This window comes from Nocardia sp. NPDC055053 (assembly GCF_053608285.1).
Genome location: NZ_JBSGVD010000016.1, coordinates 114,162 through 140,029 on the forward strand (window position 1 = coordinate 114,162; position 25,868 = coordinate 140,029).

Sequence of the window (25,868 nt, forward strand, 5' to 3'; positions counted from 1 at the left end):
GATGACCAACACCACTCCGGCGCGCGCGGGAACAGAACAGCTGGCAGCGCTGGTGGCGACGGTCGCGGCGATGGAGCCGGCACGGATCGCGGTCGAGTTCGACGGGACCTCGGTGTCCTATGTCGATCTCGATGCCCAGCTCACCCTGATGGCCGAGCTCACCGGTGGCGCACTGGATCCGGAAACGCTGGTGCAGGTCGTGCTCGCCGAGTTGTTCCCCGGTGTGGTCGACGCGGCCGACGGGACGTTCGGTGTGCTGCTGGATTCGCTGGCGCGCGACGCCATGGCGGCGCTGGGTGTGGCGTTGCCCGCGACGGGTCGGGCGCCGACCCTCGTCGACCGCTTCGCCGAGCAGCTGGCCCGCACGCCCGACGGTGTCGCGGTGCAGTTCGGCACCGAGACGCTGACCTATGCCGAATTCGACGCCAGGGTGCGGGTGCTGGCCGGGCGGCTGGTCGCGCTCGGTGTCGGGCCGGAAGCGCTCGTCGGGCTGGCGATGCGACGCAGCGTGGAGCTGATCGTCGCCGTGCACGCGATCGTGCGCGCCGGCGGCGCGTATGTGCCGCTGGATCCGGACCACCCGGTGGATCGGCTGCATTACGTCCTCGAGGTGGCGCGGCCGGTCGTGGTGGTGACCCGCGGCCGCGACGAGCCGGATCTGAACGGCGCCCCGGTCCTGCGCACCGACGAGATCGACTGGACCGCGTCGCCCGCCGAGGTGGTCGGCGGTGCGCGGGCGGGCAACACCGCCTATGTCATCTTCACCTCGGGCTCCACCGGCAGGCCGAAGGGCGTGGCCGTCACGCACGGCGCGATCGTGGCGAACCTGGACTGGCGGCAGCGGTGCTACGGGCTGACCGACGCCGACGTGGTGCTGCAGAAGACGCCCTACACCTTCGATGTCTCGGTGTGGGAACTGTTCTGGCCCTTGCAGATCGGTGCGCGGCTCGTGGTCGCCGAGCCCGGCCGCCACGGCGATCCCGGCTATCTGGCCGCGCTGATCGCCGAGCATCGGGTGAGCGTCACCCACTTCGTGCCGTCGATGCTGGCCGCGTTCGCCGGCGAGCTGGCCGAGGCCGCCGCACCGGTGGATCTGTCCTCGCTGCGGATGGTGTTCGCCTCCGGTGAGGCGCTGCCCGCCGCCACCGCGGCGCGCCTGCGCAAGCTGTCGGCGACCGCGCTGCACAACCTGTACGGACCCACCGAGGCGGCGGTCGACGTCACCGCGCACGAGGTCACCGCCGCCGACGAGGTGTCGGTGCCGATCGGTGGCCCCGCCGACGATACCGGGCTGCTGGTGCTCGACGAGAACCTCGACCAGGTGCCCGCCGGGGTGGTGGGCGAGCTGTATCTCTCGGGGGTGCAGCTGGCTCGCGGCTATGTGGCCCGGCCTGGCCTGACCGCCGACCGCTTCGTCGCCGACCCGTTCGGCGAGCCCGGTGACCGCATGTACCGCACCGGTGACCTGGTGCGGCAGCTGCCCGGCGGCGACGAGCTGGAATACCTGGGCCGCACCGACTTCCAGGTGAAACTGCGTGGTCTGCGGATCGAGCTCGGGGAGATCGAGGCCGTGCTGGCCGCCCATCCCCGGGTCGGCAACGCGGCGGTGGTGCTGCACCGGCACGCGGCCGGTGAGGCGCTGGTCGGCTATGTGGTGAGCGTCGACGGCGAGGAGCTGGATTCCGCCGAGCTGGCCGCGCACGCGAAGACGTCGATGCCGGAGTACATGGTGCCGTCGCTGCTGGTGCAGCTGCCCGCCATGCCGATCAACGCCAGCGGCAAGCTGGATCGGAAAGCCCTGCCGGAACCGGATTTCCGGGCCGCGGCGGCCGAGTTCCGGGAACCGCGCACCGACACCGAACGTGCCGTGGCCGCGCTGTTCGGTGAACTGCTCGATGTCGAGACCGTCGGCCTGGACGACGACTTCTTCCGCCTCGGCGGCAATTCGCTCATCGCCACCCGCGCGATCGCCCGGCTGCAGGCGAATTTCGGTGTGCGCGTCGATGTCAGGGACTTCTTCGACAGTCCGACTGTCGCGGTGCTCGCCAAACTGGTCGACGACGGCGTCACCGACGATCGGCCCGCCCTGGTCGCCGGTCCCCGGCCCGCGGTGCTGCCGCTCTCGCCCGCGCAGCAGCGGATGTGGTTCCTGAACCGGTTCGATCCGGAGACCGGGGCCTACAACATCCCGATCGCGGTCCGGTTGTCCGGGGCACTCGATCTCGATGCTCTGCGCGCCGCGGTCGGCGACCTGATCGCCCGCCACGAGGTGCTGCGCACGGTGTACCCGGAGGTCGACGGGGTCGGCACGCAGTATGTGCTGCCAGCGGAGATGTCGGCGCTGTCGGAAGTGCTGACACCCATCAGGCTTGCGGCACAGGAACTTCCGGATGCACTGGCCGAGGTGATCCTGCGCGGCTTCGATGTGACCGCTGCCCCGCCGTTGCGGGCGCGGTTGTACGAGGTCGACGGTGACCACGTGCTGGTGCTGGTGGTGCACCACATCGCGTCCGACGGCTGGTCCGCCGGTCCGCTGGTGCGCGACACCATGGCGGCCTACTACGCGCGCACCGAGGGGATCGCGCCCGAGTGGGCGCCGCTGCCGGTGCAGTACGCCGATTACACGCTGTGGCAGCGGTCTGTGCTCGGCGCGGAGGACGATCCCGATTCGCGGGCCGGGCGCGAGATCGCGTTCTGGCGGGGTGCGCTGGCCGGGCTGCCGGACGAGTCGAGCCTGCCGACCGATCGGCCCCGTCCCGCCGTCGCGTCGATGCGGGGACGCCGGGTCGAGTTCGCCTTGGACGCCGGCCTGGTGGCGGGGCTGAATGCTGTTGCGGCCGAACACGGTGCGACCCTGTTCATGGTGCTGCACGCCGCGCTGGCGGTGCTCGTCGCGCGCCTGTCGGGTAGTGCCGACGTGGCGATCGGCAGCCCGGTCGCCGGGCGCGGTGCCGCCGAACTCGACGATGTCATCGGCATGTTCGTCAACACCGCGGTCCTGCGGACCGAGGTGCGCGGCGGGGAGTCCTTCGCCGACCTGCTCGGCCGGGTCCGCGCCGACGACCTGGCGGCCTTCGAGCACACCACCCTGCCCTTCGAGCGTCTGGTCGAGGTGCTCGCGCCGCCGCGTTCGGCCGGTCGGCACCCGCTGTTCCAGGTGGCACTGTCGCTGCTGAACCTGCCGCCGACCACATTCGAGCTGCCCGGCCTGCGCGCCGCCGCCGTCGACCTGCCCTACGACATCGAGAAGTTCGATCTCTCGGTGACATTGCGTGAGTCCGGCACCACCGGTCTGTCCGGCGAATTCTCCTACGCCACAGATCTGTTCGACGAGGCCACGGTCGCGCGGATGGTGCGCCGGTTCACCGGTTCGCTCACCATGATCGCCGCCGCGCCGCACACCGCCGTCGCGGATCTGCCGCTGCTGATCGACGCCGAACTCGCCGAGCTGACCAGCCGCAGCGGTGGCCCGTCCGTTCCGTCCCCGCTGCTGCCGCAGGTGCTGACCCGCGCGGCGGCCGATTCCACCGCGATCGCGATCCGCGACAGCGCGCGCACCCTTACCTACGGCGAACTCGACGCCGCGTCCTCCCGCCTCGCCGCGCACCTGACCGGCCGCGGCATCGGCGCGGGTGACCTGGTCGCCGTGAGCATTCCGCGCTCGGCCGACTCGGTGATCGCCGTCTGGGGCGTCATCAAGTCCGGCGCGGGTTTCCTCCCCGTCGACCCGAACTATCCTGCCGACCGCATCACCCACATGCTGTCCGACTCCGGTGCGGCAGTGGGCATCACGGTCGGCGCGGTGCGGGTCGACCTGCCTGCCACCGTAAACTGGCTCGTGCTCGACCCCGCCGCAGCCGACATCAACCTGGTTGATTCCGCCGCCATCGGTACCGAATCGTCGGGCGCCAGTCGTGCGCCGGATCCGCTGGATCCGGCCTATGTCATCTACACCTCCGGCACCACGGGTCTGCCCAAGGGCGTGGTGATTCCGCACGGTGCGGTGGCGGCGTATCTGCCTGTGCAGGCGGGGCGGTACCTGGCCTCGGCGGATGCCCGGGTGCTGCATGTCGCGTCGCCGTCGTTCGATATTTCGGTGGCCGAGCTGCTGCTGACCGTCACCGAGGGCGCGACGATGGTCGTCGCCCCGGCCGGTGTGTTCGGTGGGGCGGAGCTGGGTGAGCTGCTGCGGGCCGAGCGGGTGACCCATGTGATCATCACCCCGTCGGCGCTGGCGACGGTGAACCCGGAGGGTCTCGACGATCTGCGCGTCGTGGTCGTGGGTGGCGAGGCGTGCCCGGCGGAGCTGGTGGCGCGGTGGACCGCCGCGATTCCGGGCCTCGTCTTCCGCAACGGGTACGGCCCGACCGAGACGACCATCGTCACCAATATCAGCGAACCGCTCACCGCGACAACGCCGATCACGCTGGGCGCACCGGTGGAAGGCACCACCGAACTGGTGCTCGACGAGCGGTTGCGCCCCGTCCCGGCCGGTGTGGTCGGCGAGCTGTATATCGCCGGTCCCCAGCTCGCCCGTGGCTACCACCGCAGGCCCGCGCTGACCGCGGGCCGGTTCGTCACCAACCCCTACGGTGCGCCGGGGGAGCGGATGTACCGCACCGGCGACACCGTGCGCTGGGTGCGGTCCGCGGACTCGTGGGATCTGGAATACCTGGGCCGCAACGACTTCCAGGTGAAGGTGCGTGGCTTCCGGATCGAGCTCGGCGAGATCGACGCCGTCCTCGCCCGGCACGCCGCGGTGGACTTCGCCGCGACCATCGGCCACCGCACCGACGCGGGTGCGACCGTGCTGGTGTCGTACGTGGTCCCGGTCGACGGCGCGACCGTCGATGCCGCGACACTCCTCGCGCACACCGCAGCCCACCTTCCCGCCCACATGGTGCCCGCCGCGATCGTCGCCCTCGACGCTGTCCCCCTGACCCCCGTCGGCAAGCTCGACCGCGCCGCGCTGCCCGCCCCGGTCTTCGAGGCCGCCGCCTACCGCGCACCGGAGACGCAGGCCGAGCAGGCCGTCGCCGCCGCCTTCGCCGAGGTCCTCGGCCTGGAACGAGTCGGCCGCGACGACGACTTCTTCGACCTGGGCGGCACCTCGCTGCTGGCGACCCGCCTGATGGCCCGCCTCGGCGCCGACCTCGACACCCGCATCCCGGTCCGCCAGCTCTTCGACACCACCACCGTCGCCACCCTCGCCGCGGCCGCCGACCGGCTGCGCGGCACCGGCTCCGGGCCCGCCCTCGTCGCGGGAACACGACCCGACTCGCTGCCCCTGTCGCCCGCCCAGCAGCGTATGTGGTTCCTCAACCGCTTCGACCCTGGTTCGGCCACCGACAACATCCCGATGGCAGTGCGCCTCACCGGCGCCCTCGATATCGCCGCGCTGCAAGCCGCCCTCGTCGATGTGCTGGACCGGCACGAGGTCCTGCGCACCCGCTACCCGGGGCGCGACGGTCACGCGATCGCCGAGATCCTGCCCGCGGTCGGGCTCGTCCCCGAAGTCCTCCCGCGGATCGTCACCACGGACGCACTGCCCGCCGCGGTCCGCACCATCGCCGCCACCGGCTTCGACCTCACCATCGACGCCCCGATCCGGGCGAGTCTGCTGCGCGTCAGCGAAGCGGCAGAGACGCATTCGTCTCCGGGGGGCGTAGCCCCTACCGTCCGCTTCGCGGAGGATCGTGTCGGCGCCGGGATGAATGACGCTGATGGCGCCGACGGTGCGGTGGTTGGCGTCGGCACCCTGGCGGATGGCGTCGAGCCCGAGTATGTGCTCGTGATCGTGGTGCATCACATCGCCGCTGATGGGTTCTCGTTCGGCCCGCTCATCCGGGACGTGCTCACCGCCTACAGTGCGCGGGCCGCGGGGGCGGCGCCGCAGTGGGCGCCGTTGAGTGTGCAGTATGCCGACTACGCGGTGTGGCAGCACGCGGTGCTCGGTGATGCCGCTGATCCGGAATCGACAGCGGCGCGGCAACTGTCGTTCTGGGTGGATGCGCTGGCCGGTGCGCCGGAGCAGCTGGAATTGCCGACAGATCGGACCAGGCCCGCGGTCGCGTCGCGGAGGGGCGCGCTGCACGCGATCGACATCGATGCCGAAACGCACAGTGCGCTGGCCGAATTCGCTCGCGCGCAGGGTGTCACGGTGTTCATGGCGGCCCACGCCGTGTTCGCCGCGCTGCTGGCGCGACTGTCGGCGAGCACCGATATCGCGATCGGTACGCCGGTGTCGGGGCGTGGCGATCGGGCGCTCGACGACCTGGTCGGCATGTTCGTCAACACCCTCGTGCTGCGCACCGAGGTGGCGCCCGCTGCCTCGTTCACCGCGCTGCTTGCCCAGGTACGCGAGACCGATCTCAGTGCCTTCGCCCATGCCGACGTGCCGTTCGAGCGGCTCGTCGAGGTGCTGGACCCGGTCCGCTCCACCGCCCGCAATCCGCTGTTCCAGGTGATGCTGTCCCTCAACGAGGACACCCCGCGCGCCCTCGCCCTGTCCGGTCTCGCGGTGGCAGGATTCGAGCTGCCCACCGGTGTCGCCAAGTTCGACCTCGAACTCACCCTCACCGAACACCGCGACGACGACGGCGCCCCCGCGGGCCTGACCGGTGCCTTCCTCTACGCGACCGACCTTTTCGACGCCACCACCGTCGCCGGTTTCGCCGAGCGCCTGCGCCGCCTGCTCGACGGCGTCCTCGCCGACCCGGCCCGCCCGGTCGGCGACATCGACCTGCTGGACCCGGCCGAATCCACCGAGATCCTGACCGCCTGGAACGCCACGGACCTCGACCTGGACTCCGCGGCCACCCTCGCATCCCTGTTCGCCGACCAGGTCGCCGCGACACCGGATGCCATCGCGGTGGTCGTCGACGCCGATCCGGCGGAGGATCTGGTCTCGGGAGACCGGCATGTCGCGGAGGGCCGGCAGGTCACGTCGCTGACGTACGCGGAGTTCGGGAGTCGGGTCGCCAGGCTGGCGCGGCACCTCATCGGTCTCGGCGCCGCGCCGGGATCGGTTGTCGCTGTGGCCTTGCGGCGTGGCGTGGATCAGCTGGTCGCGGTGCATGCCGTGCTCGCGGCGGGTGCCGCCTATGTGCCGGTCGATCCGGATCATCCGGCCGACCGGACCGCGTACGTGCTGGCACAGACGGCCCCGGTGTGCGTGCTGGTTGCCACCGGAGATGGTGTGGCAGTGGGGGAGTCGGCCGTCGAGATCGATGCGCTCGACCTGTCGGAGTTGCCGGATCAGCCGATCAGCGACGACGATCGGCTCGCCCCGCTGCGGCCGGATCATCTCGCCTATGTGCTGTACACCTCCGGTTCGACCGGCAGGCCGAAGGGTGTAGCCGTACCGCATCGGGCTGCGGTCAACCAGCTGCTGTGGCTGCACGGCGAATACGCGCTGACCGGCGACGATGTCGTCCTGCAAAAGACCCCGTTCACCTTCGACGCGTCGGTGTGGGAACTGTTGTGGCCGTTGCAGGCCGGCGCGCGACTGGTCCTCGCCACCGCCGACGGCCACCGCGACCCCGCCTACCTCGCCGCCGCCACGGCGCGGCACGGGGTGAGCGTCGTCCAGTATGTGCCGTCGGTGCTGGCCGCCGTGGTGGCCGAACAGGTGCAGCCGCCGGATTCCCTGCGACTGGTCTTCGCCGGCGGTGAAGCACTGACCACCGACCTGGCACAGCGAGTGCGCGCGGCCACCGGTGCGAGGGTGGTGAACCTGTACGGTCCCACCGAAACCGCCATCCAGGTCACCACTCACGAGGTAGGCGCCGCGCAGACCGCGGCGGCGCCGATCGGCTCGCCGGTCGCCAACACCCGTGTGTACGTGCTGGATTCGCGGTTGCGCCCCGTCCCCGCCGGAGTGCCCGGCGAGCTGTATGTCGCAGGTACTCAGCTGGCCGACGGCTATTACGGCCGCGCCGACCTCACCTCCGAACGCTTCGTCGCCGACCCGTTCGGGACCGGCGAGCGCCTCTACCGCACCGGCGACCTCGTCGCCTGGCGCACGGGCCCCGACGGCGCCGCCCTGCACTACCTGGGCCGCACCGACTTCCAGGTGAAGCTGCGTGGCCTCCGGATCGAGCCGGCCGAAATCGAGGCCGCTCTCACCTCGGTCCCCGGCGTCGGCCGCGTCGCGGTCCTCGTCCGCTCCGACGACGACCGCCCGGACCAACTGGTCGCCTACGTCGTCCCCACCACTGTCTCCGAAGGCCGTGTCGTGCCGGCGACGCTGTCACCTGCCGACCTCGATGCCGCGGTCGCGGCGGTACTGCCGTCGTACATGGTGCCCGGCGCCTATGTCTTCCTGGATGCGCTGCCGATCAACAGTTCCGGCAAGCTCGATCGGCGGGCACTGCCCGCCCCGGAACTGCCGGAGCGCGACTACCGCGAACCCGCCACCGCGACCGAGCGGATCGTCGCCGCGACATTCGCCGGAGTCGTCGGACTCGAACGGGTAGGTGCCGACGACGACTTCTTCGCCCTCGGCGGCAACTCGCTGCTCGCCACCCAGGTGGCCGCGCGACTGGGGGCAGCGCTGGACGCGCGAGTGCCGGTGCGGGAACTGTTCGAGGCGAGCACCGTCGAGGGGCTGGCGGTGCGGTTGGACGCACTGCGCGGCACCGGCAGCAGGCGGGGACCGGTGGCTGGCCGACGGCCGCAGCGGATTCCGTTGTCGCCCGCGCAGCAGCGGATGTGGTTCCTGCACCGGTTCGATCCGGAGTCGGCCGCCTATCACATCCCGGTCGCGATCCGGCTCAGCGGCGAGCTCGACACCGCCGCGCTGCGGGGTGCGCTGGGGGACTTGATTGCCCGGCACGAGACGCTGCGCACCACCTATCCCGAATTCGACGGGCAGGCAACCCAACTCGTCGGCGCGCCGTTCGTGCCCGACCTCGCCGTCACCGCCGTCACCCCCGAAAACGTCCCCGCCGCGGTGGTCGCGGTCCTCGACGGCGGCTTCGACATCACCACCGAGGTGCCGGTGCGCGCCGCGCTGCTGCGAGTCGCGCCGACCGAGCACGTGCTGGTCCTGGTCGTGCACCACATCGCCGCCGACGGCTGGTCGATGGGCCCGCTGACTCGCGACCTGGTCGCCGCCTATGCCGCCCGCGCGGCGGGCACCGAGCCGCAGCTACCCGCCCTGGCCGTGCACTACGCCGACTACGCGCTGTGGCAGACCGAGGGACTCGGCAGTGCCGACGACCCCGGCGCGCCGCTGGCGCACCAGCTCGCCTACTGGACAGGTCGTCTCGCCGGTCTCCCCGATGTCCTCACGCTGCCCGCTGATCGCCGCAGGCCGCTGGTCGCCTCGAACCGGGGCGCCACCTTCACCGCCGCCCTCGACGCCGACCTGCACCGGCGGATCGAGAAGCTGGCTCGCGCGCAGCGCGCCACGCCGTTCATGGTGTTGCACGCAGGCCTCGCCGTGCTGCTGGCGCGGTTGTCCGCGGGCACCGACATCGTCGTCGGCACACCGGTCGCCGGCCGCGGGCACCGGGAACTCGACGACATCGTCGGCATGTTCGTCAACACCCTCGTGTTGCGCGCGAACGTACCGTCGGACACGCGGTTCAGCGCATTGCTCGACGAGATCCGCACGGGCGACCTCGATGCCTTCGACCACGCCGACGTACCGTTCGAAAGCCTCGTCGACGCGCTCAACCCGGCTCGCTCACAGGGCTATTCGCCGCTGTACCAGGTGTCGCTGGCCCTGCAGAACCAGCGCACCGCCGCGTTCGAACTGCCCGGTCTCACCCTCTCGGGGCTGACCCTGCCGGACGCGCCGATCGAGGTGGATCTGGACTTCACCTTCGTCGACCGCTACGCCGCCGACGGCACCGCGGACGGTCTCGACCTCGAACTGCGATACGCCACCGACCTTTTCGACGCCGACACCATCGCGACCCTGTTCGGGATGCTCGAGCGGGTGTTGCGCGCCGCGGTCACCGAACCCGGCACCGCTGTCGGGGACCTCCCCTTGCTCGACGACACCGCGCGCGCGGCGCTGCTGGCCGGCCCACACGGTGACGTCGAACCGCTCGACCTCGCCCTCGCCGAACTCGGCATCCGCGCCCCGCTGGCCGCGCACCTGCTCGACGTGGCGGCGGCCCGCGATCCACACGCCCTCGCCGCCGTCTTCGAAGGTGACGAGATCACCTACGGCGACCTCGCCGCCCGCGCGAATCGCTTCGCGCGCAGGCTCATCGACTGCGGCGTCGGCCCGGAGACCCCGGTGGCCGTCGCCGTGCCGCGCGGCATCGACCTGCTGGTCGTGTTGCACGGTGTGCTCGCCGCCGGTGGCGTGTACGTGCCGATCGATCCGGCCCAGCCCGCCGACCGCATCGGGTATGTGCTCGAGACCGCGGCGCCGCGACTGGTCGTCGCCGCGTCGGCGGGTGATCTCGACCATGTCGACAGCGGCATCCGATCCGCCACAGCCTCAGTGCATTTCGCGGCGGCCTCACGGTCCGGATTCCCGGTGCTGACCGTCGCGCAGCTCGAGAGCCCGGCCCAGCCGCCCGTCACGAGCGGACCGGTCACCGACGCCGAACGCCTCGCGCCGCTGCACCCCGGCCACCCGGCCTATGTGCTGTTCACCTCCGGCTCGACCGGCCTGCCCAAGGGTGTGCTGGTCTCGCACCGGGCCGTGGTCAACGAACTGTGCTGGCTGCGCGGCGAATACGACCTGACCGCCGCCGACCGGCTGCTGCAGCGCGCGCCGCTGACCTTCGACGTCTCGCTGTGGGAACTGCTGTGCCCGGCGCTGCTCGGCGCCACCCTGGTTCTGCTGCGGCCCGGGGGCCACCTCGACCTGGCCTACCAGGCACGCGTGGTGCGCGAACAGCGCGTCACCATCGCCGAATTCGTGCCGTCGGTGCTGGCTGCCATGCTCGCCGAAGGGCTCGCCGACGACCTGGCCGGTTTGCGGATGCTGCACCTTGGTGGCGAGGAACTGCCCGCCGCGCTGGCGGCCACCGTGCTCGACACCGTCCCCGCGGAACTGCACAACACCTACGGCCCGACCGAGGTGACGATCACCAGCACCTTCCAGCACATCACCGCACCGGTCGAGCAGACCGAACTGCCGATCGGCAGGCCGACCTGGAACGTGCGCGCCTACGTCCTCGACGAGCGGCTGCACCCGGTGCCGCGCGGTGTCGCGGGTGAGCTGTACCTCGCGGGTGACCAGCTCGCCCGCGGCTACCTCGGCAGGCCGGACCTGACCGCCGACCGCTTCGTCGCCGACCCGTTCGCCCGGGAGTTCGATGGTGTGGCGGGTGGTACGCGCATGTATCGCACCGGCGACCTGGTGCGCCGCGACCGCTCCGGTGCGCTGGTGTATTTGGGCCGCAACGACTTCCAGGTCAAGATTCGTGGTCTGCGGATCGAGCTGGGGGAGATCGAGGCCGCCCTCGGTGACGCTCCCGGCGTCACCCACGCGACCGTGGTGCCCGCGACCGACGACGCCGGACGCCAGTGCCTGGTCGCCTATGTCGCCGGTGACGTCGATGCCGCCGTGGTGCGCGCGCACGTCGCGGGCCGGGTGCCCGCGTACATGGTGCCCGCCCACCTCGTGGTGCTCGACACCGTCCCGCTCAACTCGGCGGGCAAGCTGGACCGCTCGGCGCTACCGGCTGCCGATCTGTCCGTCACCACCGCCTATGTGGCCCCGCGCCCGGGTGCGCAGACCGCGCTCGCCGCCGTGGTCGGCGAGCTGCTCGGACTGGCGCGGGTCGGCGCCGACGACGACTTCTTCGCCGTCGGCGGCAACTCCCTGCTCGCCATGCGGCTCGTCGCTCGCGCCAACGCGGCACTGGGCAGCGCGCTCGACGTGCGTGACGTCTTCGACGCCCCGACCGTCGCCGGTCTCGCCGACCGTGCCACCGCCCGCGGCGACAACCTGCCGCCACTGACCGTGGCCGATCCGCGCCCGGACCGTATTCCGCTGTCGCTGGCACAGACCCGCCTCTGGCTGCTGAACCGCATCGACCCCGACTCGGCCGTCTACACCCTGCCGATCGCCCTGCGCCTGACCGGCGAGCTGGACACCGACGCGCTGTGGGCGGCGCTGGGCGATGTGCTCGCGCGTCATGAATCGCTGCGCACGATCTTCCCGGAAGACGCCGAGGGTCCGACCCAGGCCGTCCTCCCGGTCGACCGCGTGCTGCCGGTCGCGGTCGTCCGCGAGGTCGCCGAAGCCGATCTGGCCGACGTGGTCCGCGAGATCGTCGGGGCGGGTTACGACCTGACGACCCAGCCGCCGGTGCGCGCCGCTCTGCTCCGGCGAACGAGCACCCCGGATGTCGAGCATGTGCTGGTGCTCGCGGTGCATCACATTGCCGCCGATGGTGTGTCGACGACGCCGTTGGCTCGGGATCTGATCACGGCGTATGCCGCGCGGAGTGCCGGCGGTGCGCCGGTGTGGGAGCCGTTGCCGGTGCAGTATCCCGACTTCACGCTGTGGCAGCACGCGGTGCTCGGCGATGCCGCGGATCCGTCGTCGCGGCTGGCGCGGCAGCTGGCGCACTGGCGGGACGAATTGACCGGTCTCGCACCGGCTCTGGAGCTCGCCACCGATCGGCCGCGGCCCGCGGTGCGCATGGGTGCCGGCGGGTCCGTCGGGTTCGATGTGCCTGCCGGGGTGGTGGCCGGGATCGACGAGCTGGCGCGTCGCCACGGTGTGTCCACGTTCATGGTGGTGCACGCGGCGTTCGCCGTGCTGCTGGCGCGGCAGGGAGCGGGTGCCGACATCGTGGTGGGTACGCCGGTCGCCGGACGAGCCGATGCCGCGCTGGACGATCTCGTCGGCATGTTCGTCAACACGCTGGTGCTGCGGACCACGGTCGACGGTGGTGCCGGGTTCGCCGATCTGCTCGCGGAGGTGCGGGCCGCCGATCTGCGGGCGTTCGCGCATGCCGATCTGCCGTTCGAGCGGCTGGTCGACGACCTGAATCCGGTGCGGTCGACGGCGTATTCGCCGATCGTGCAGGTGATGCTGGCGTTCGAGCACCGCGACGACACCATCATCGAGCTGCCCGGTCTGCGAATCGGCGAGTTCGCCCTGCCCGCCGCGACGACCCAGTTCGATCTGTCGCTGGCGATCAACGAGATCGCCGGTGCGGCAGGCGAACCCGGTCTGCGTGGCTGGCTGCGCTACGCCACCGATCTGTTCGACGCCGAGACGGTCACCGCGTTCGGCGAGCGCTTCGTGCGCATCCTCGCGGCGGTCGTCGCCGACGACACCACGCCCGTCGGCGAGATCGACCTGCTCGATGCCGCCGAGACCGCCCAGCTGGCGGCCTGGAACGACACCGCGGCGCCGCTGGACACCGATGCGACGCTCGTCTCGATGTTCGCCGCGCAGGCCCGCCGCACACCCGACGCCGTCGCGCTCGAATTCGAGGGTGAGCGGATCATTTACGGCGAGTTCGCTGTTCGGGTCGCGCGGCTGGCGCGGATGCTGATCGCCGAAGGGGTCGGCCCCGGCGCGATCGTCGGTGTCGGGCTGCGCCGCGGCATCGATCTGCTGGTCGCCCTCTACGCGGTGCAGGCCGCGGGTGCGGCCTATCTGCCGCTGGACCCCGACCATCCGGCCGACCGGATCGCCGACGTCCTCGCCACCGCCGAGCCGGTGTGCGTGCTGGCCGCGGACGATTTCCCGGCCATCGATACGCGCACTGTCGATCCCGCCGGTCTCGACCTGTCCGGGTTCGCCGCTGATCCGGTCACCGATGACGACCGGCTCCGTCCACTGCGTGCCGCCGACGTGGCCTACGTGCTGTTCACCTCGGGCTCGACGGGCAAGCCGAAGGGGGTCGCGGTCAGTCACACCGCGATCGTCAACCGACTGGTCTGGATGCAGGACGCCTACCGGCTCGGCGCCGCCGACACGGTGCTGCAGAAGACGCCGATCACCTTCGACGTGTCGGTGTGGGAACTGTTCTGGCCCTTGCAGATCGGCGCCACCCTGGTGATCGCCCGTCCCGACGGGCACCGCGACCCCGCGTACCTGGCCGAGGTGATCACCCGCACCGGAGTCGGTGTCGCCCACTTCGTGCCGTCGATGCTGGCCGCGTTCCTCGCCGAACCCCGTGCCGCCGGCTGCGTGTCGCTGCGGCAGGTGTTCGCCTCCGGTGAGGCACTGCCCGCCGCCGACGCGCAACGGTTGCGCGCACTGGTGCCCGGGGTCGCCGTGCACAACCTGTACGGGCCGACCGAGGCCGCGGTCGACGTCACCTTCCACGAGGTCACCGACGCCGACACCGTCACCGTGCCGATCGGCGCGCCCGTCGCCAACACCGCCCTGCACGTACTCGACGCCCGCCTGCGGCCCGTTCCGGTCGGCACGCCCGGCGAGCTCTACCTCGCCGGCGTGCAGCTGGCCCGCGGCTACCTGGCCCGCCCCGACCTGTCCGCCGACCGCTTCGTCGCCAACCCGTACGGCCGGCCCGGCGCACGCATGTACCGCACCGGCGACCTCGTCGTGCGCACCCGTATCGGTGAACTGGAATACCTGGGCCGCACCGACTTCCAGGTGAAACTGCGCGGACTGCGCATCGAACTCGGCGAGATCGAAGCCGTCCTCGCCGGTCTGGACACCGTCGACCGCGCCGTTGTCACCGTCCGCGACGACGGCACCGGCGACTACCTCGCCGCCTACCTCGTCCCCGCGAGCACAGCCGGTCGTCCGCTCGACCTCGATGCGGTGAAAGCCATACTGCGGCAGGCGCTTCCGGCGTACATGGTGCCCAGTACCTTCGTGGTCCTCGATGTGCTGCCGGTGAACGCCTCCGGCAAGCTCGATCGGCGCGCACTGCCTGCGCCGGAGCTGGCGGTTCGCGAATTCCGGGCTCCGGCAACGCCGTCGGAGCAGGTGGTGGCCGGTGTGATCGCCGAGGTGCTCGGACTCGAGCTGGTTGGTGCCGACGACGACTTCTTCGATCTCGGTGGCAACTCGCTCATCGCGACCCGCGTCGCCGCCCGGCTCGGCGCCGCGCTGGATCGGCAGGTTCCGGTGGCGCGGATCTTCGAGGCGCCCGTGGTGGCCGCGCTGGCCGCCGCGCTCGACAGCGCCGAGGGCGTGGCCAGGCTGGCGCTGGTGGCAGGGGAGCGGCCCGCGGCTGTCCCGCTCTCGCCCGCGCAGCAGCGCATGTGGTTCCTCAACCGGTTCGATCCCGACTCGGCCGGGTACAACGTGCCGATCGCGGTGCGCTTGAGTGGCTCGCTCGATGTCGAGGCCCTTGCCGCGGCTGTCGGCGATCTCGTCGACCGGCACGAAGTGCTGCGGACGTTCTACCCGGAGACCGCCGACGGCCCGGTGCAGCAGATCCTGTCCGCTGTCGAAGCCGGTGTCGCCCTTCAGGTTCGCGAGATCTCGGCCGAGCAGACCGTGGAGGCCGTGACAGCACTGGCCGCCACCACGTTCGACGTCACCGCCGGGGTGCCGTGGCAGGTCGTGCTGTACCGGATCACCGACGACGAAGCCGTCCTGGCCATGGTCGTGCACCACATCAGTGCCGACGGTTCGTCCGTGCCGCCGCTGGTGCGTGACCTGATGACCGCCTACCTGGCCCGCCGCGACGGCGCCGCGCCGCAGTGGACGCCGCTGCCGGTGCAGTACGCCGACTACGCGCTGTGGCAGCGGGCCGTGCTCGGCGACGAAGCCGACCCCACCTCGGCGGCCGCCCGTCAGCTCGACTTCTGGCGCGTCGAACTCGCCGACCTTCCGGACGAACTCGCCCTGCCGCTGGACCGGCCGCGTCCGGCCGTGCGCACCCTCGCCGGTGGCACGGTGCCGGTCACGCTCGACGCCGCCACCCATGCCCGGCTGAGCGAGCTGGCCAGGGAGTCCGGCGCCACGCTGTTCATGGTCGTGCACACCGCGTTCGCGGCCTTGCTCGGACGGCTCTCGGGCAGCGCCGACATCACCGTCGGCACCCCGGTCGCCGGTCGCGGTGAGGCGGCGCTGGAAGACCTGATCGGCATGTTCGTCAACACGCTGGTGTTCCGTACCCGGCTGGTCGCGGGGGAGACCTTCGCGCAGTTGCTGGCCCGTCAGCGCGGCACCGACCTCGCGGTCTACGCCAATGCCGACGTGCCGTTCGAGCGGCTCGTGGAGGTGCTGGACCCAGCCCGCTCCACCGCCAGGCACCCGCTGTTCCAGGTCGGCTTCTCCTTCCAGAACTTCGAGCGCGCCGAACTGGCACTGCCCGGGATCACCGTGTCCGGACTGGACACCGGCAACGAGCTGTCCCAGTTCGATCTGCACCTGATCGTCAGCGACGAGTACACCGACGGTGCCGCCGCGGGTGTCACGGGCGTGCTCACCTACGCCGACGACGTGTTCGATACCGAGACCGCGGTGACGATCGCGAGCAGGCTGGAGCGACTGCTCACCGCCGTCGCCGCGGCACCGCACACGCCGCTGGACACCGTGGATGTGCTCGAACCCGCCGAACGGACCCGCATCCTTTTCGAGTGGAACGCCACCGCACACGAGATCGACCGCACCGCAACGCTGCTCACCCCGTTCCGCGCGCAGGTGCGTTCGAACCCCGAGGCGACCGCACTCGTGTACGAGGGCGCCGAGCTGACCTACGCCGAGCTCGACGCCCAGATCAACCGCCTCGCCCGGTACCTGATCGCCGACGGCGTCGGCCCCGATGTGCTGGTCGCGCTCGCCATCCGGCGATCCATCGATCTCGTCGTCGCCATGTACGCGGTACTCACCGCGGGCGGCGCGTACGTCCCTGTCGACCCGGATCATCCGGCCGACCGCATCGCCCAGGTGCTCGACACCGCACGACCGCACCTGGTTCTCACGACCGCCAGGGACGACTTCGATGCGCCGATCGCCATGGTGGCGGCCGCGGGTGCGGGATCGCCGCTTGCGGACGAGGTCGCGCGATCCGGGGCAGGCCACAGCTCGACGGGTGATCGTCCTGCATCCGCTGGTTCGCTGTCGCCCAGGATTGTCGTGCTCGACACCATCAATACAGCCGCCTACTCGGATCACCCTGTGGCTGACGCCGAACGCCGTGCCCCCCTGCGGGATTCGAACCTCGCCTACGTCCTGTTCACCTCCGGCTCGACCGGCAGGCCCAAGGGCGTGGCGATGAGCCACGCGGGTATCCGCAATCAGATCGCGTGGCTGATCGAGCAGTACCGGATCGGTGCAGGCGATGCGTACCTGCAGAAGTCCGCCGCCGGTTTCGACCTGTCGGTGTGGGGCTTCTTCGCGCCACTGGCGGCAGGTGCGACGCTGGTGCTCGCCACCCCCGACGGGCACCGCGACCCGCTGTACCTGGCCGAACTCGTTGCCGCGCAGCGGATCACCATCGCCGACTTCGTGCCGTCCATGCTGGCGATGTTCGCCGCGCACGCCGAGACCGGCCAGCTGACGAGTCTGCGTCAGGTCTTCGCGATCGGTGAGGCGCTCACCCCGGACACCGTGGCCGCGCTGAGCGCGAAATCGGCTGCGGCGGTGCACAACCTGTACGGACCCACCGAGGCCGCCGTGTCGGTCACCGCCTGGCCCGCCGACGGAGCGACCGGGCAGACCGTGCCGATCGGTGTGCCAGAGTGGAACACCAGGGTCTATGTGCTCGACGAGCGGCTGCGGCCGGTCGCGCCGGGTGTCGCCGGTGAGCTGTATCTGGCGGGCGAGCAGCTGGCTCGCGGTTACCTCGGTCGCCCCGACCTGTCGGCCGACCGGTTCGTCGCCGACCCGTTCGGCCCGGCGGGCGAGCGCATGTACCGCACCGGCGACCTCGTGCGCTGGACCCGCGACGGTGTCCTGATCTATTTGGCGCGCAGCGACTTCCAGGTGAAGTTCCGCGGCCAGCGCATCGAACTCGGTGAGATCGAGACCGCGCTGGGCGCGCTGCCGATGGTCAGCCAGGCCGCGGCGGTGGTGTCGGCGAGTCCGACCGGTGACCGGCTCGTCGGGTACGCGGTGCCGGTGCCCGGCGCCGAACTCGATCCGGCACAGCTGCGTTCGGCCGTGGGCGCGGTGCTGCCGTCCTACATGGTGCCGTCGGTGGTCGTCGTGCTCGACGCGTTCCCGCTCAACACCTCCGGCAAGCTCGATCGCAAGGCGCTGCCCGCACCGGAATTCGTGGCAAGGCCGTTCCGTGCGCCGGTCACCCCGGCCCAGCGGGCGGTCGCCGAGGTCTTCGGTGAGGTGCTCGGGCGCGCGCAGGTCGGTCTGGACGACGACTTCTTCGAGCTCGGCGGCAACTCACTCATCGCGACCCGCGTGGCAGCCCGCCTCGGCGCGGCACTGTCGACCCGGGTGCCCGTGCGTACCCTGTTCGAGGCGACCACCGTCGTCGACCTGGCGGCCGCGCTCGCCGCGCGGATGGGCCGCGGCGCAGGCGTCGCCCTGACGGCAGGTTCACGGCCGCAACGGATTCCACTGTCGGTCGCACAGCAGCGGATGTGGCTGCTCAACCGGCTCGATCCGGCGTCGGCGGCCTACAACATCCCGATCGCGGTGCGCCTGCGCGGCGATGTGGACGCCGCCGCGCTGGCCGCCGCCGTCACCGATGTGCTCGACCGGCACGAGGTCCTGCGCACCGCGTACCCGGCGATCGACGGCATCGGCTGTCAGACGGTGTGGCAGTTCGTGCCGACCCCGGTCGTCGAGACCGTCGACCCGATCGCGGTGCCCGCCATGGTGGCCGCCGAGATCGGCCGTGGCTTCGACGTCACCGTCGCACCGCCAGTGCGGGTGCGGGTGTTGCGCTCGGCGCCCGACGAGGTGGTGCTGGTCGTGGTGATCCACCACATCAGCGCCGACGGATTCTCCGCGGGCCCGCTGCTGCGTGATACGACCGCCGCCTACCTGGCCCGGCGTGCGGGAGCCGAACCCGGGTGGGCGCCACTGGAAGTCCAGTACGCCGACTACACGCTGTGGCAGCGCGCGGTGCTCGGCAGCGAGGACGATGCCGAGTCGGTCGCCGCCCGGCAGGTGCGGTTCTGGCGCGACGAGCTGGCCGGGCTGCCCGGACTGCTCGAGTTGCCCGCCGACAGGCCGCGGCCCGCGGTCGCCTCGCAGCGCGGCGCGAGCGTGGAAACCATGGTGCCGCAGGAGATCTGGCAGCGGGTGTGGTTGCTGGCCCGGCGCGCGGATGCCAGTGCGTTCATGGTCGCCCACGCGGCGCTGGCCGCGCTGCTGGCCCGGCTCAGCGGTAGCGGCGATATCGCCATCGGCACCCCCGTCGCTGGTCGCGGTGAGGCGGCGCTGGACGACCTGGTCGGCATGTTCGTCAACACCCTGGTGCTGCGCATCGCCGTCGACCCGGGCGCGTCCTTCGCCGACCTGCTGCGGCAGGCCCGGCGCGTCGACCTCGACGCGTTCGAGAACGCGGACGTGCCGTTCGAACGGCTCGTCGACGTGCTCGATCCGGTCCGCTCGACGGCACACAGCCCGCTGTTCCAGGTGATGCTCGCCTTCCAGAACCTGGACGCGGTGCCGACCGAGGTCAGCCTGCCCGATCTCATCGTGACCGGGCTCGACACCGACACCACCGTCGCCAAGTTCGACCTGGACCTGGTGCTCGCCGACACGGCCGACGGCGGCTGCGCGGTGAGCCTCACCTATGCCACCGACCTGTTCGACGCGGCCACCGCGGCGCGGATCGCCGACGGGTATGTGCGGGTGCTCGATGCCGTCACCGCCGACCCGGCCGGTGCGATCGGCGATGTCGACCTGCTGACCGATGATGACCGTCGGCTGCTCGAAACCTGGTGTGACACCGCGCATCCGGTCTCCACGGAGGTATTGCCCGTCGCGTTCGACCGGCAGGCTGTCGCGACACCGGCGGCGGTCGCGCTCACCGACGGTGACACTTCGCTCACCTACGCCGAGTTCGCGGCGCGGGTGAACCGGCTCGCCCGGCACCTCGTCGATCAGGGCGTCGGGCCGGACACGGCGGTGGCCGTCGCCGCGCGCCGGTCGCCGGAGTTGCTGGTCGCGGTGCACGCCGTGCTGGCCGCCGGTGGCATCTACGTGCCGATCGACCCCGATCATCCGGCCGAGCGGATCAGCCGCATCCTGCGGATCGCGCAACCGGTGTGCGTGGTCACCACGTCCGGCGACCGCGCGGACCTGCCGGTCATCGGTACCCCGCTGGACGGAGTCGACGTCGTCGTTGCCGACACCGTCGACCTCACCGCGTATCCGGCCGGACCGCTCTCCGACGCCGAACGGGTGCAGCCGCTGCTGCCCGAACACACCGCGTACGTGATCTTCACCTCCGGATCCACCGGTATGCCCAAGGGCGTCGGGGTGCCGCACCGCGCCATCGTCAACCAGCTCGACTGGATGGCAACCGAATTCGGGTTCGGCGCGGCCGACACCGTGCTGCACAAGACCCCGATCAGCTTCGACGCATCGATCTGGGAACTGCTGCTCCCGCCGCGCGTCGGCGCCCGCACCGTCCTCGCCCGCCCCGGTGGCCACGGTGACCCCGTCTACCTGGCGGCGCTGATCGCCGAACACGGCATCGACACAGTGCAGTTCGCACCGACGCTGCTCGCTGCCTATGTCGCCGAGCCCACGGTCGCCCAGGCCGAGTGGCAGTCGGCCGATGCCGCCGAACCAGCGGCTACCAGGATGGGGCAACTTGTGGCGCCCACCGGATTGCGGCGTGTGTTCGCCGGTGGCGAGGCTCTGCCTGCCTTCTTGGCGCAGCGGGCGCGGGAGCTGACCGGCGCCGAGGTGATCAACCTGTACGGGCCGACCGAGACCGCTGTGCAGGTGAGCACCCATGTGGTGCGTGATGCCGACGCGGTGTCGGTGCCGATCGGTGCTCCCGTGTGGAACACCGGGCTCTATGTGCTCGACGCGCGCCTGCGGCCGGTGCCGCCGGGGGTGACCGGCGAACTGTATGTCGGCGGTGCGCAACTCGCGCACGGCTATGTCGGCGCACCCGAGCTCACCGCCGAGCGGTTCGTGCCCGATCCGTTCGCCGGATCCGGTACCCGGATGTACCGGACCGGGGACCTCGTCCGGCTGCGTGCGGGCGAGAATGGCTCCGCCACGCTCGATTACGTCGGGCGCGGTGACCTTCAGGTCAAGCTGAACGGTCAGCGCATCGAACTCGGTGAGGTGGAAGCCGCGCTGCTGCGGCAGCCCGGTGTCGGCCAGGCCGCGGCCGCGGTGGTGTCGGGTGCGGGCGGTGATCGGCTTGTCGGGTACGTTGTCGCGGATTCGGCCGGAGCGCACGATGATCCGGCCGCGACGCGTGCCGCGCTGGCCGCGGAACTGCCCGCGTACCTGGTGCCTGCCGTGGTGGTCGTGCTCGACGAGTTCCCGGTCAACACCTCCGGCAAGCTCGACCGTGCCGCCCTGCCGCGTCCGGAACTGCGCCAGGCCGCCTACCGCGGTCCGGTCACCGAGACCGAACGGGCCGTCGCCGGCGAATTCGCCCGGGTGCTCGGGTTGGACCGGATCGGCATGGACGACAACTTCTTCGACCTCGGCGGCAACTCGCTGACCGCGGTCCAGTTGTCCGCGCGGCTCGGTGCGGCACTGGGCATCGCGGTGCCGGTCGCGTGGTTCTTCGCCGACCCGACACCGTCCGTGGTGGTGGAACGGTTGCGCGCCCAAGATGATTCGGCCGACGACGCGTTCGCGGTGCTGCTGCCGCTGCGCGAGAGCGGCACCGGCGCACCGCTGTTCTGCATCCATCCCGTTGGTGGTGTGTCCTGGTCGTTCGCCGGCCTCACCCGCCACCTCGACCCGCGGCGCCCGATCTACGGTCTGCAGTCGCCCGCCCTCACCGCGGACGAACCGCTGCCGGCCACCATCGACGCCTGGACACAGCGCTACGTCACGGCCATTCGCGAAGTGCAGCCCGAGGGGCCGTACCACCTGCTCGGCTGGTCGCTGGGCGGTCTGCTCGCCCATGCCGTCGCGACCCGGTTGCAGGCCGAGGGCGCGGACGTGGCGCAGCTGGCGATGATGGACAGCTGGCTCGGCGACGAACCGGAGCAGACCCCGATGCCGACCGTCGGCGATCTGCTCGGCGGCCTCGCCGGCGACTCGCTCGACGCGGACTTCGACGCCGACGGGCTCGCCGCCGCCGCGGCGGAGCTCGGCGGCCCGCTGGCCGCGCTCGACCGGACCCGCATCGCCCGCATCATCGACGCCGCCACCGCCTCGATGAGCATGGTCGACACCTACCGGCCCGACCGGTTCGACGGCGATCTCGTCTACTTCGCCGCCACCGTCGACGACCCGACCGGCGCGCGCGGCGCGGCGAGCTGGGCGACGGCGATCGGCGGCGACGTGCACCGCTACGGCATCGACGCGACGCACTGGGCGATGGCGGGCGAGGCCGCGCTGGCCCGGATCGCCACCGTGCTCGACGCGCCCGCACCGGCGCACGACCGCATCGGCGCCGCGAGGCCCGATGCGCGGGCGGGGGTGCCGGGCGCATAGAATCGCGGAGCCGGCCGTCGAGCCTGCTGCCTGCTCGCCCCAGGCATCCGCGCACGTCGCCAGCACTCGTTTCGAGAGGTTGAGAACCCCATGTCAGTACAGCCGTCCGGTGGGATCGGGTGACGAAGCCACAGTTGACCGAGTCGAGTACCGAAACCGCTGACGACGTCTCCACCGACGGTGGTGTGCGGCGCACCGTGCTCCCCGGCGGACTGCGCGTGGTCACCGAACACGTCCCCGGCGTGCGCTCGGCTTCCATCGGCGTCTGGGTCGGCGTGGGGTCACGCGACGAAGGTCCCACCGTCGCGGGCGCGGCGCACTTCCTCGAACACCTGCTGTTCAAGGCGACCCCCACCCGCTCGGCGCTCGACATCGCCCAGACGATGGACGCCGTCGGCGGCGAACTCAACGCGTTCACCGCCAAGGAACAGACCTGCTACTACGCCCACGTCATCGACGAGGACCTGCCGCTGGCGGTCGAACTCGTCGCCGACGTGGTACTCGACGGGCTGTGCCGGGCCGCCGACGTCGACGTCGAACGCCAGGTGGTGCTCGAGGAGATCGCCATGCGCGACGACGACCCCGAGGACCTGGTCGCCGACTCCTTCCTCACCGCCCTGTTCGGCGACCACCCGATCGGGCGACCCGTGATCGGCACCGTCGAATCCATCGAAGGCATGCGGGCCGCGCAGCTGCGCGGATTCCACCAGCGCCGCTACCGGCCCGACCGGATGGTCGTGGCCGTCGCGGGCAATGTCGACCACGACCGCACCGTCGAACTCGTGCACCGCGCCTTCGCCGCGCACCTGGACTCCGCGGTCGAACCGGCGCCGCGCCGCGAGGGCAAGTTCCGCGCGCACACCGCGCCCAGCCTGGTGCGGATCAACCGCGACAGCGAACAGACCCACCTCGTCTTCGGCGTGCGCGCGTTCGGCAGGCACGAAGGACAGCAGCGCTGGCCGCTGTCGGTGCTCAACACCATCGTCGGCGGCGGCCTGAGTTCCCGCCTGTTCCAGCGCATTCGGGAAGAACGCGGCCTGGCGTACTCGGTGTACTCGAGCGTGGACACCTTCGCCGACACCGGCGCGTTCTCCGTCTACCTCGGCTGCCAGCCCGAAAACCTCGCCCAGGTCGCGACATTGGCGCGCGACGTGCTCGTCGACGTGGCGACCAACGGGGTCACCGACGCCGAATGCGCTCGCGCCAAAGGCTCGTTGCGTGGCGGCCTGGTCCTCGGCCTCGAGGACTCCGCCTCCCGGATGAACCGCATCGGCCGCAGCGAACTCAGCTACGGCAACCACCGCAGCGTCTCGGCGACCCTGGCCCGCATCGACGCCGTCACCACCGAGGAGGTCAGCGCGATCGCCCGCACCCTGCTCGCCCGGCCCTACGGCGCGGCCGTCGCGGGTCCGTACCGGCGCACCCGCGACCTGCCCGCCTCGGTGCGCAAACTGGTGGAGCACTGATCCTTTCGGCCCCGGGGGTCGGTACTCTGCACGCGGATGACCGCACAGGGGAGGGGAGAGGTCGTGCCGGTACAGGCGGCGATCGAACGGGCCAGGGTGGCCAAGGAGCTCGGGAAGGTCGAGGAGGCTCGGCGAATTCTGGGAACGGCGTTGGCGACGGCGCCCGACGACCCGGAACTGCTGGTGGCACTGGGGAATATCGCGCTGGATCTCGACGACCCCGCCGAGGCGCTGCGGTGGGCGGGACAGGCGATCCACGCCGACCCCGACAGCCCGGACGCCCACCTGGTGGTCGGCATGGCCGCCGTCCAGCTCGGCGATCTGGACCAGGCCATGCGGCACCTCGAGACCGCGGTGCGGCTGAGTCCACACGACGCGCCGGCCTTGCTCCTGATGGCGTGGCTGCTCGCCTACGGGCCCGAACCCGACGAGACGCGGGCGCGGGCGGCGCTGGCCGAAGCGGTCGCCCTCATGCCCGACGACGCCGATGTCCACTGCTCGGCAGCCGAGATCTACCAGCAGCTGACCGACCTCGACGCGGTCCGGCGGCACGTGACGGCGGGCCTCGCTCTCGACCCGACCCACACCGACCTGCTGCACAGGCAGGCCAGACTGGAATTCGGTGGCGTCGACGGCGGCCGAGCCGCGGCCGTCGCGATCCTGCGCGGACTGCTCGCCCGGACCCCGACCGACACCAAGGCTCGCCGGTTGCTCGCCGAGGTGCACTGGCGGGCGCTGATGCGATTGGCCGCGTGGGTATGGGCCTTCGCGGCCTGCCTCGCCTTCGCGACGATGTGGATCCCCGCCGGCGGGTTGCGCGTGCTGTCACCGGTGCTGTTCGCGGCGTTGCCGCTGGCCTGGTACGGGGTGTTCCGCAAGCTGCGCAAGCAACTTCCCGCCGGATACCTGCGGGCCAGGGTGATGCGGCCACGGCCGCTGGTCGCCCTGCTGTCGGTGGGCGGGGCCGGGCTGATCACCGACCTCGGTGCCGTCGCGGTGCGGTCACAGTACGTCGAACTCGTCCGGCTGGGTGGGTGGTGCGTGGTGCTCGGCACCGTCGGTGCGGCATTCGGACATCTGCTGCTCTTCACCGCGTGGCAGCGGCGCGGCCGGGATGATCCCGCTCCCGGTGACGCCTTCGACTTCGCGTTCGGGATGCTCGTCGGATCCGCGCTGCTCGGGGCGCCGCTGCTCGTCGTCGCCGTGCTGGGGCGGGGATGGGCGCGTCAGCCGGTGCTGCTCGGCGTCCTGCTCGCGGTGCTCGGCATCGTGCTGGTCACCCTCGTGCTCGAAGGGGCGATCGCGATGTGGCGGGAGCGGGAGAGCTATCGCCGGGTGCCCGCGATCGTGGCGTGTGTCCTCGCGCTGCTGGTCGCGGCCGGTGCCGCCGTGTGGTGGGGTGGCGGCGAGATCGTCGAGGGCGAGGTGCGCGGACGTGAACTAATCGACGTGCCGGCGCCGCCGACCTCGCGGCGACCCCTCCCGACGATGCCGAGCCGGCTGTTGCCGACACCGCCGAAGCGGCCGAGTACTACCGTCGCGCCGCCGTCGGCCACCGACCGCTGAGCGGACCGGTGCTACTCCTCGCGGTGCGCGCGGTTGGCGGCCTCGACGATCGAGGTGAGCAGGCCGGGGACGGCGTCCTCCACGGCGTCGGCGCGCAGGCGCTGGTAGGTCTGGCCCTCGATGGTCAGGCGCTCGATCAGGCCCGCCTCGCGCAGGATCTTGAAGTGGTGGGTCGCCGTGGATTTGTTGATCGCGTCGTAGAGCGCCGCGCAGCGCAGTGGCTCGGCCGCATTGCTGAGGCGGCGCACCATCTCCAGCCGCACCGGATCGTGCAGCGCACCCAGGACAGCGGGCAGCGCCGCGACCGGTAGGGTCGGCGCCGCGGAGAGGCCATTAGCCTGAGTCATGATCTACCTCACTCCGGGGTT

At 71.5% G+C, this 25,868-nt stretch carries 4 protein-coding genes; 3 read left to right on the forward strand and 1 reads right to left on the reverse strand.

What is annotated here, in order from left to right; all coding sequences use genetic code 11:
- Position 1 precedes the first annotated feature (1 nt).
- The 3 genes from ACWF82_RS18805 (at position 2) to ACWF82_RS18815 (ending at position 25,500) form a co-directional block, all read left to right on the forward strand.
- Entirely contained in the window at positions 2 to 22,468 is a 22,467-nt protein-coding gene (locus ACWF82_RS18805; protein WP_452502735.1) for a non-ribosomal peptide synthase/polyketide synthase, read from the forward strand.
- Between the two features lie 134 nt (positions 22,469 to 22,602).
- A complete protein-coding gene (locus ACWF82_RS18810; protein WP_452502791.1) occupies positions 22,603 to 23,934 on the forward strand; it encodes a M16 family metallopeptidase in 1,332 nt (443 codons plus the stop codon).
- Between the two features lie 36 nt (positions 23,935 to 23,970).
- Entirely contained in the window at positions 23,971 to 25,500 is a 1,530-nt protein-coding gene (locus ACWF82_RS18815) for a tetratricopeptide repeat protein (RefSeq protein WP_452502737.1), read from the forward strand.
- Between the two features lie 11 nt (positions 25,501 to 25,511).
- Here the strand turns inward: ACWF82_RS18815 and ACWF82_RS18820 are convergent, their stop codons facing one another.
- Positions 25,512 to 25,847, reverse strand: coding sequence for an ArsR/SmtB family transcription factor (locus tag ACWF82_RS18820; RefSeq protein WP_452502739.1), 336 nt, complete (start codon positions 25,845 to 25,847; stop codon positions 25,512 to 25,514).
- Positions 25,848 to 25,868: the final 21 nt, after the last annotated feature.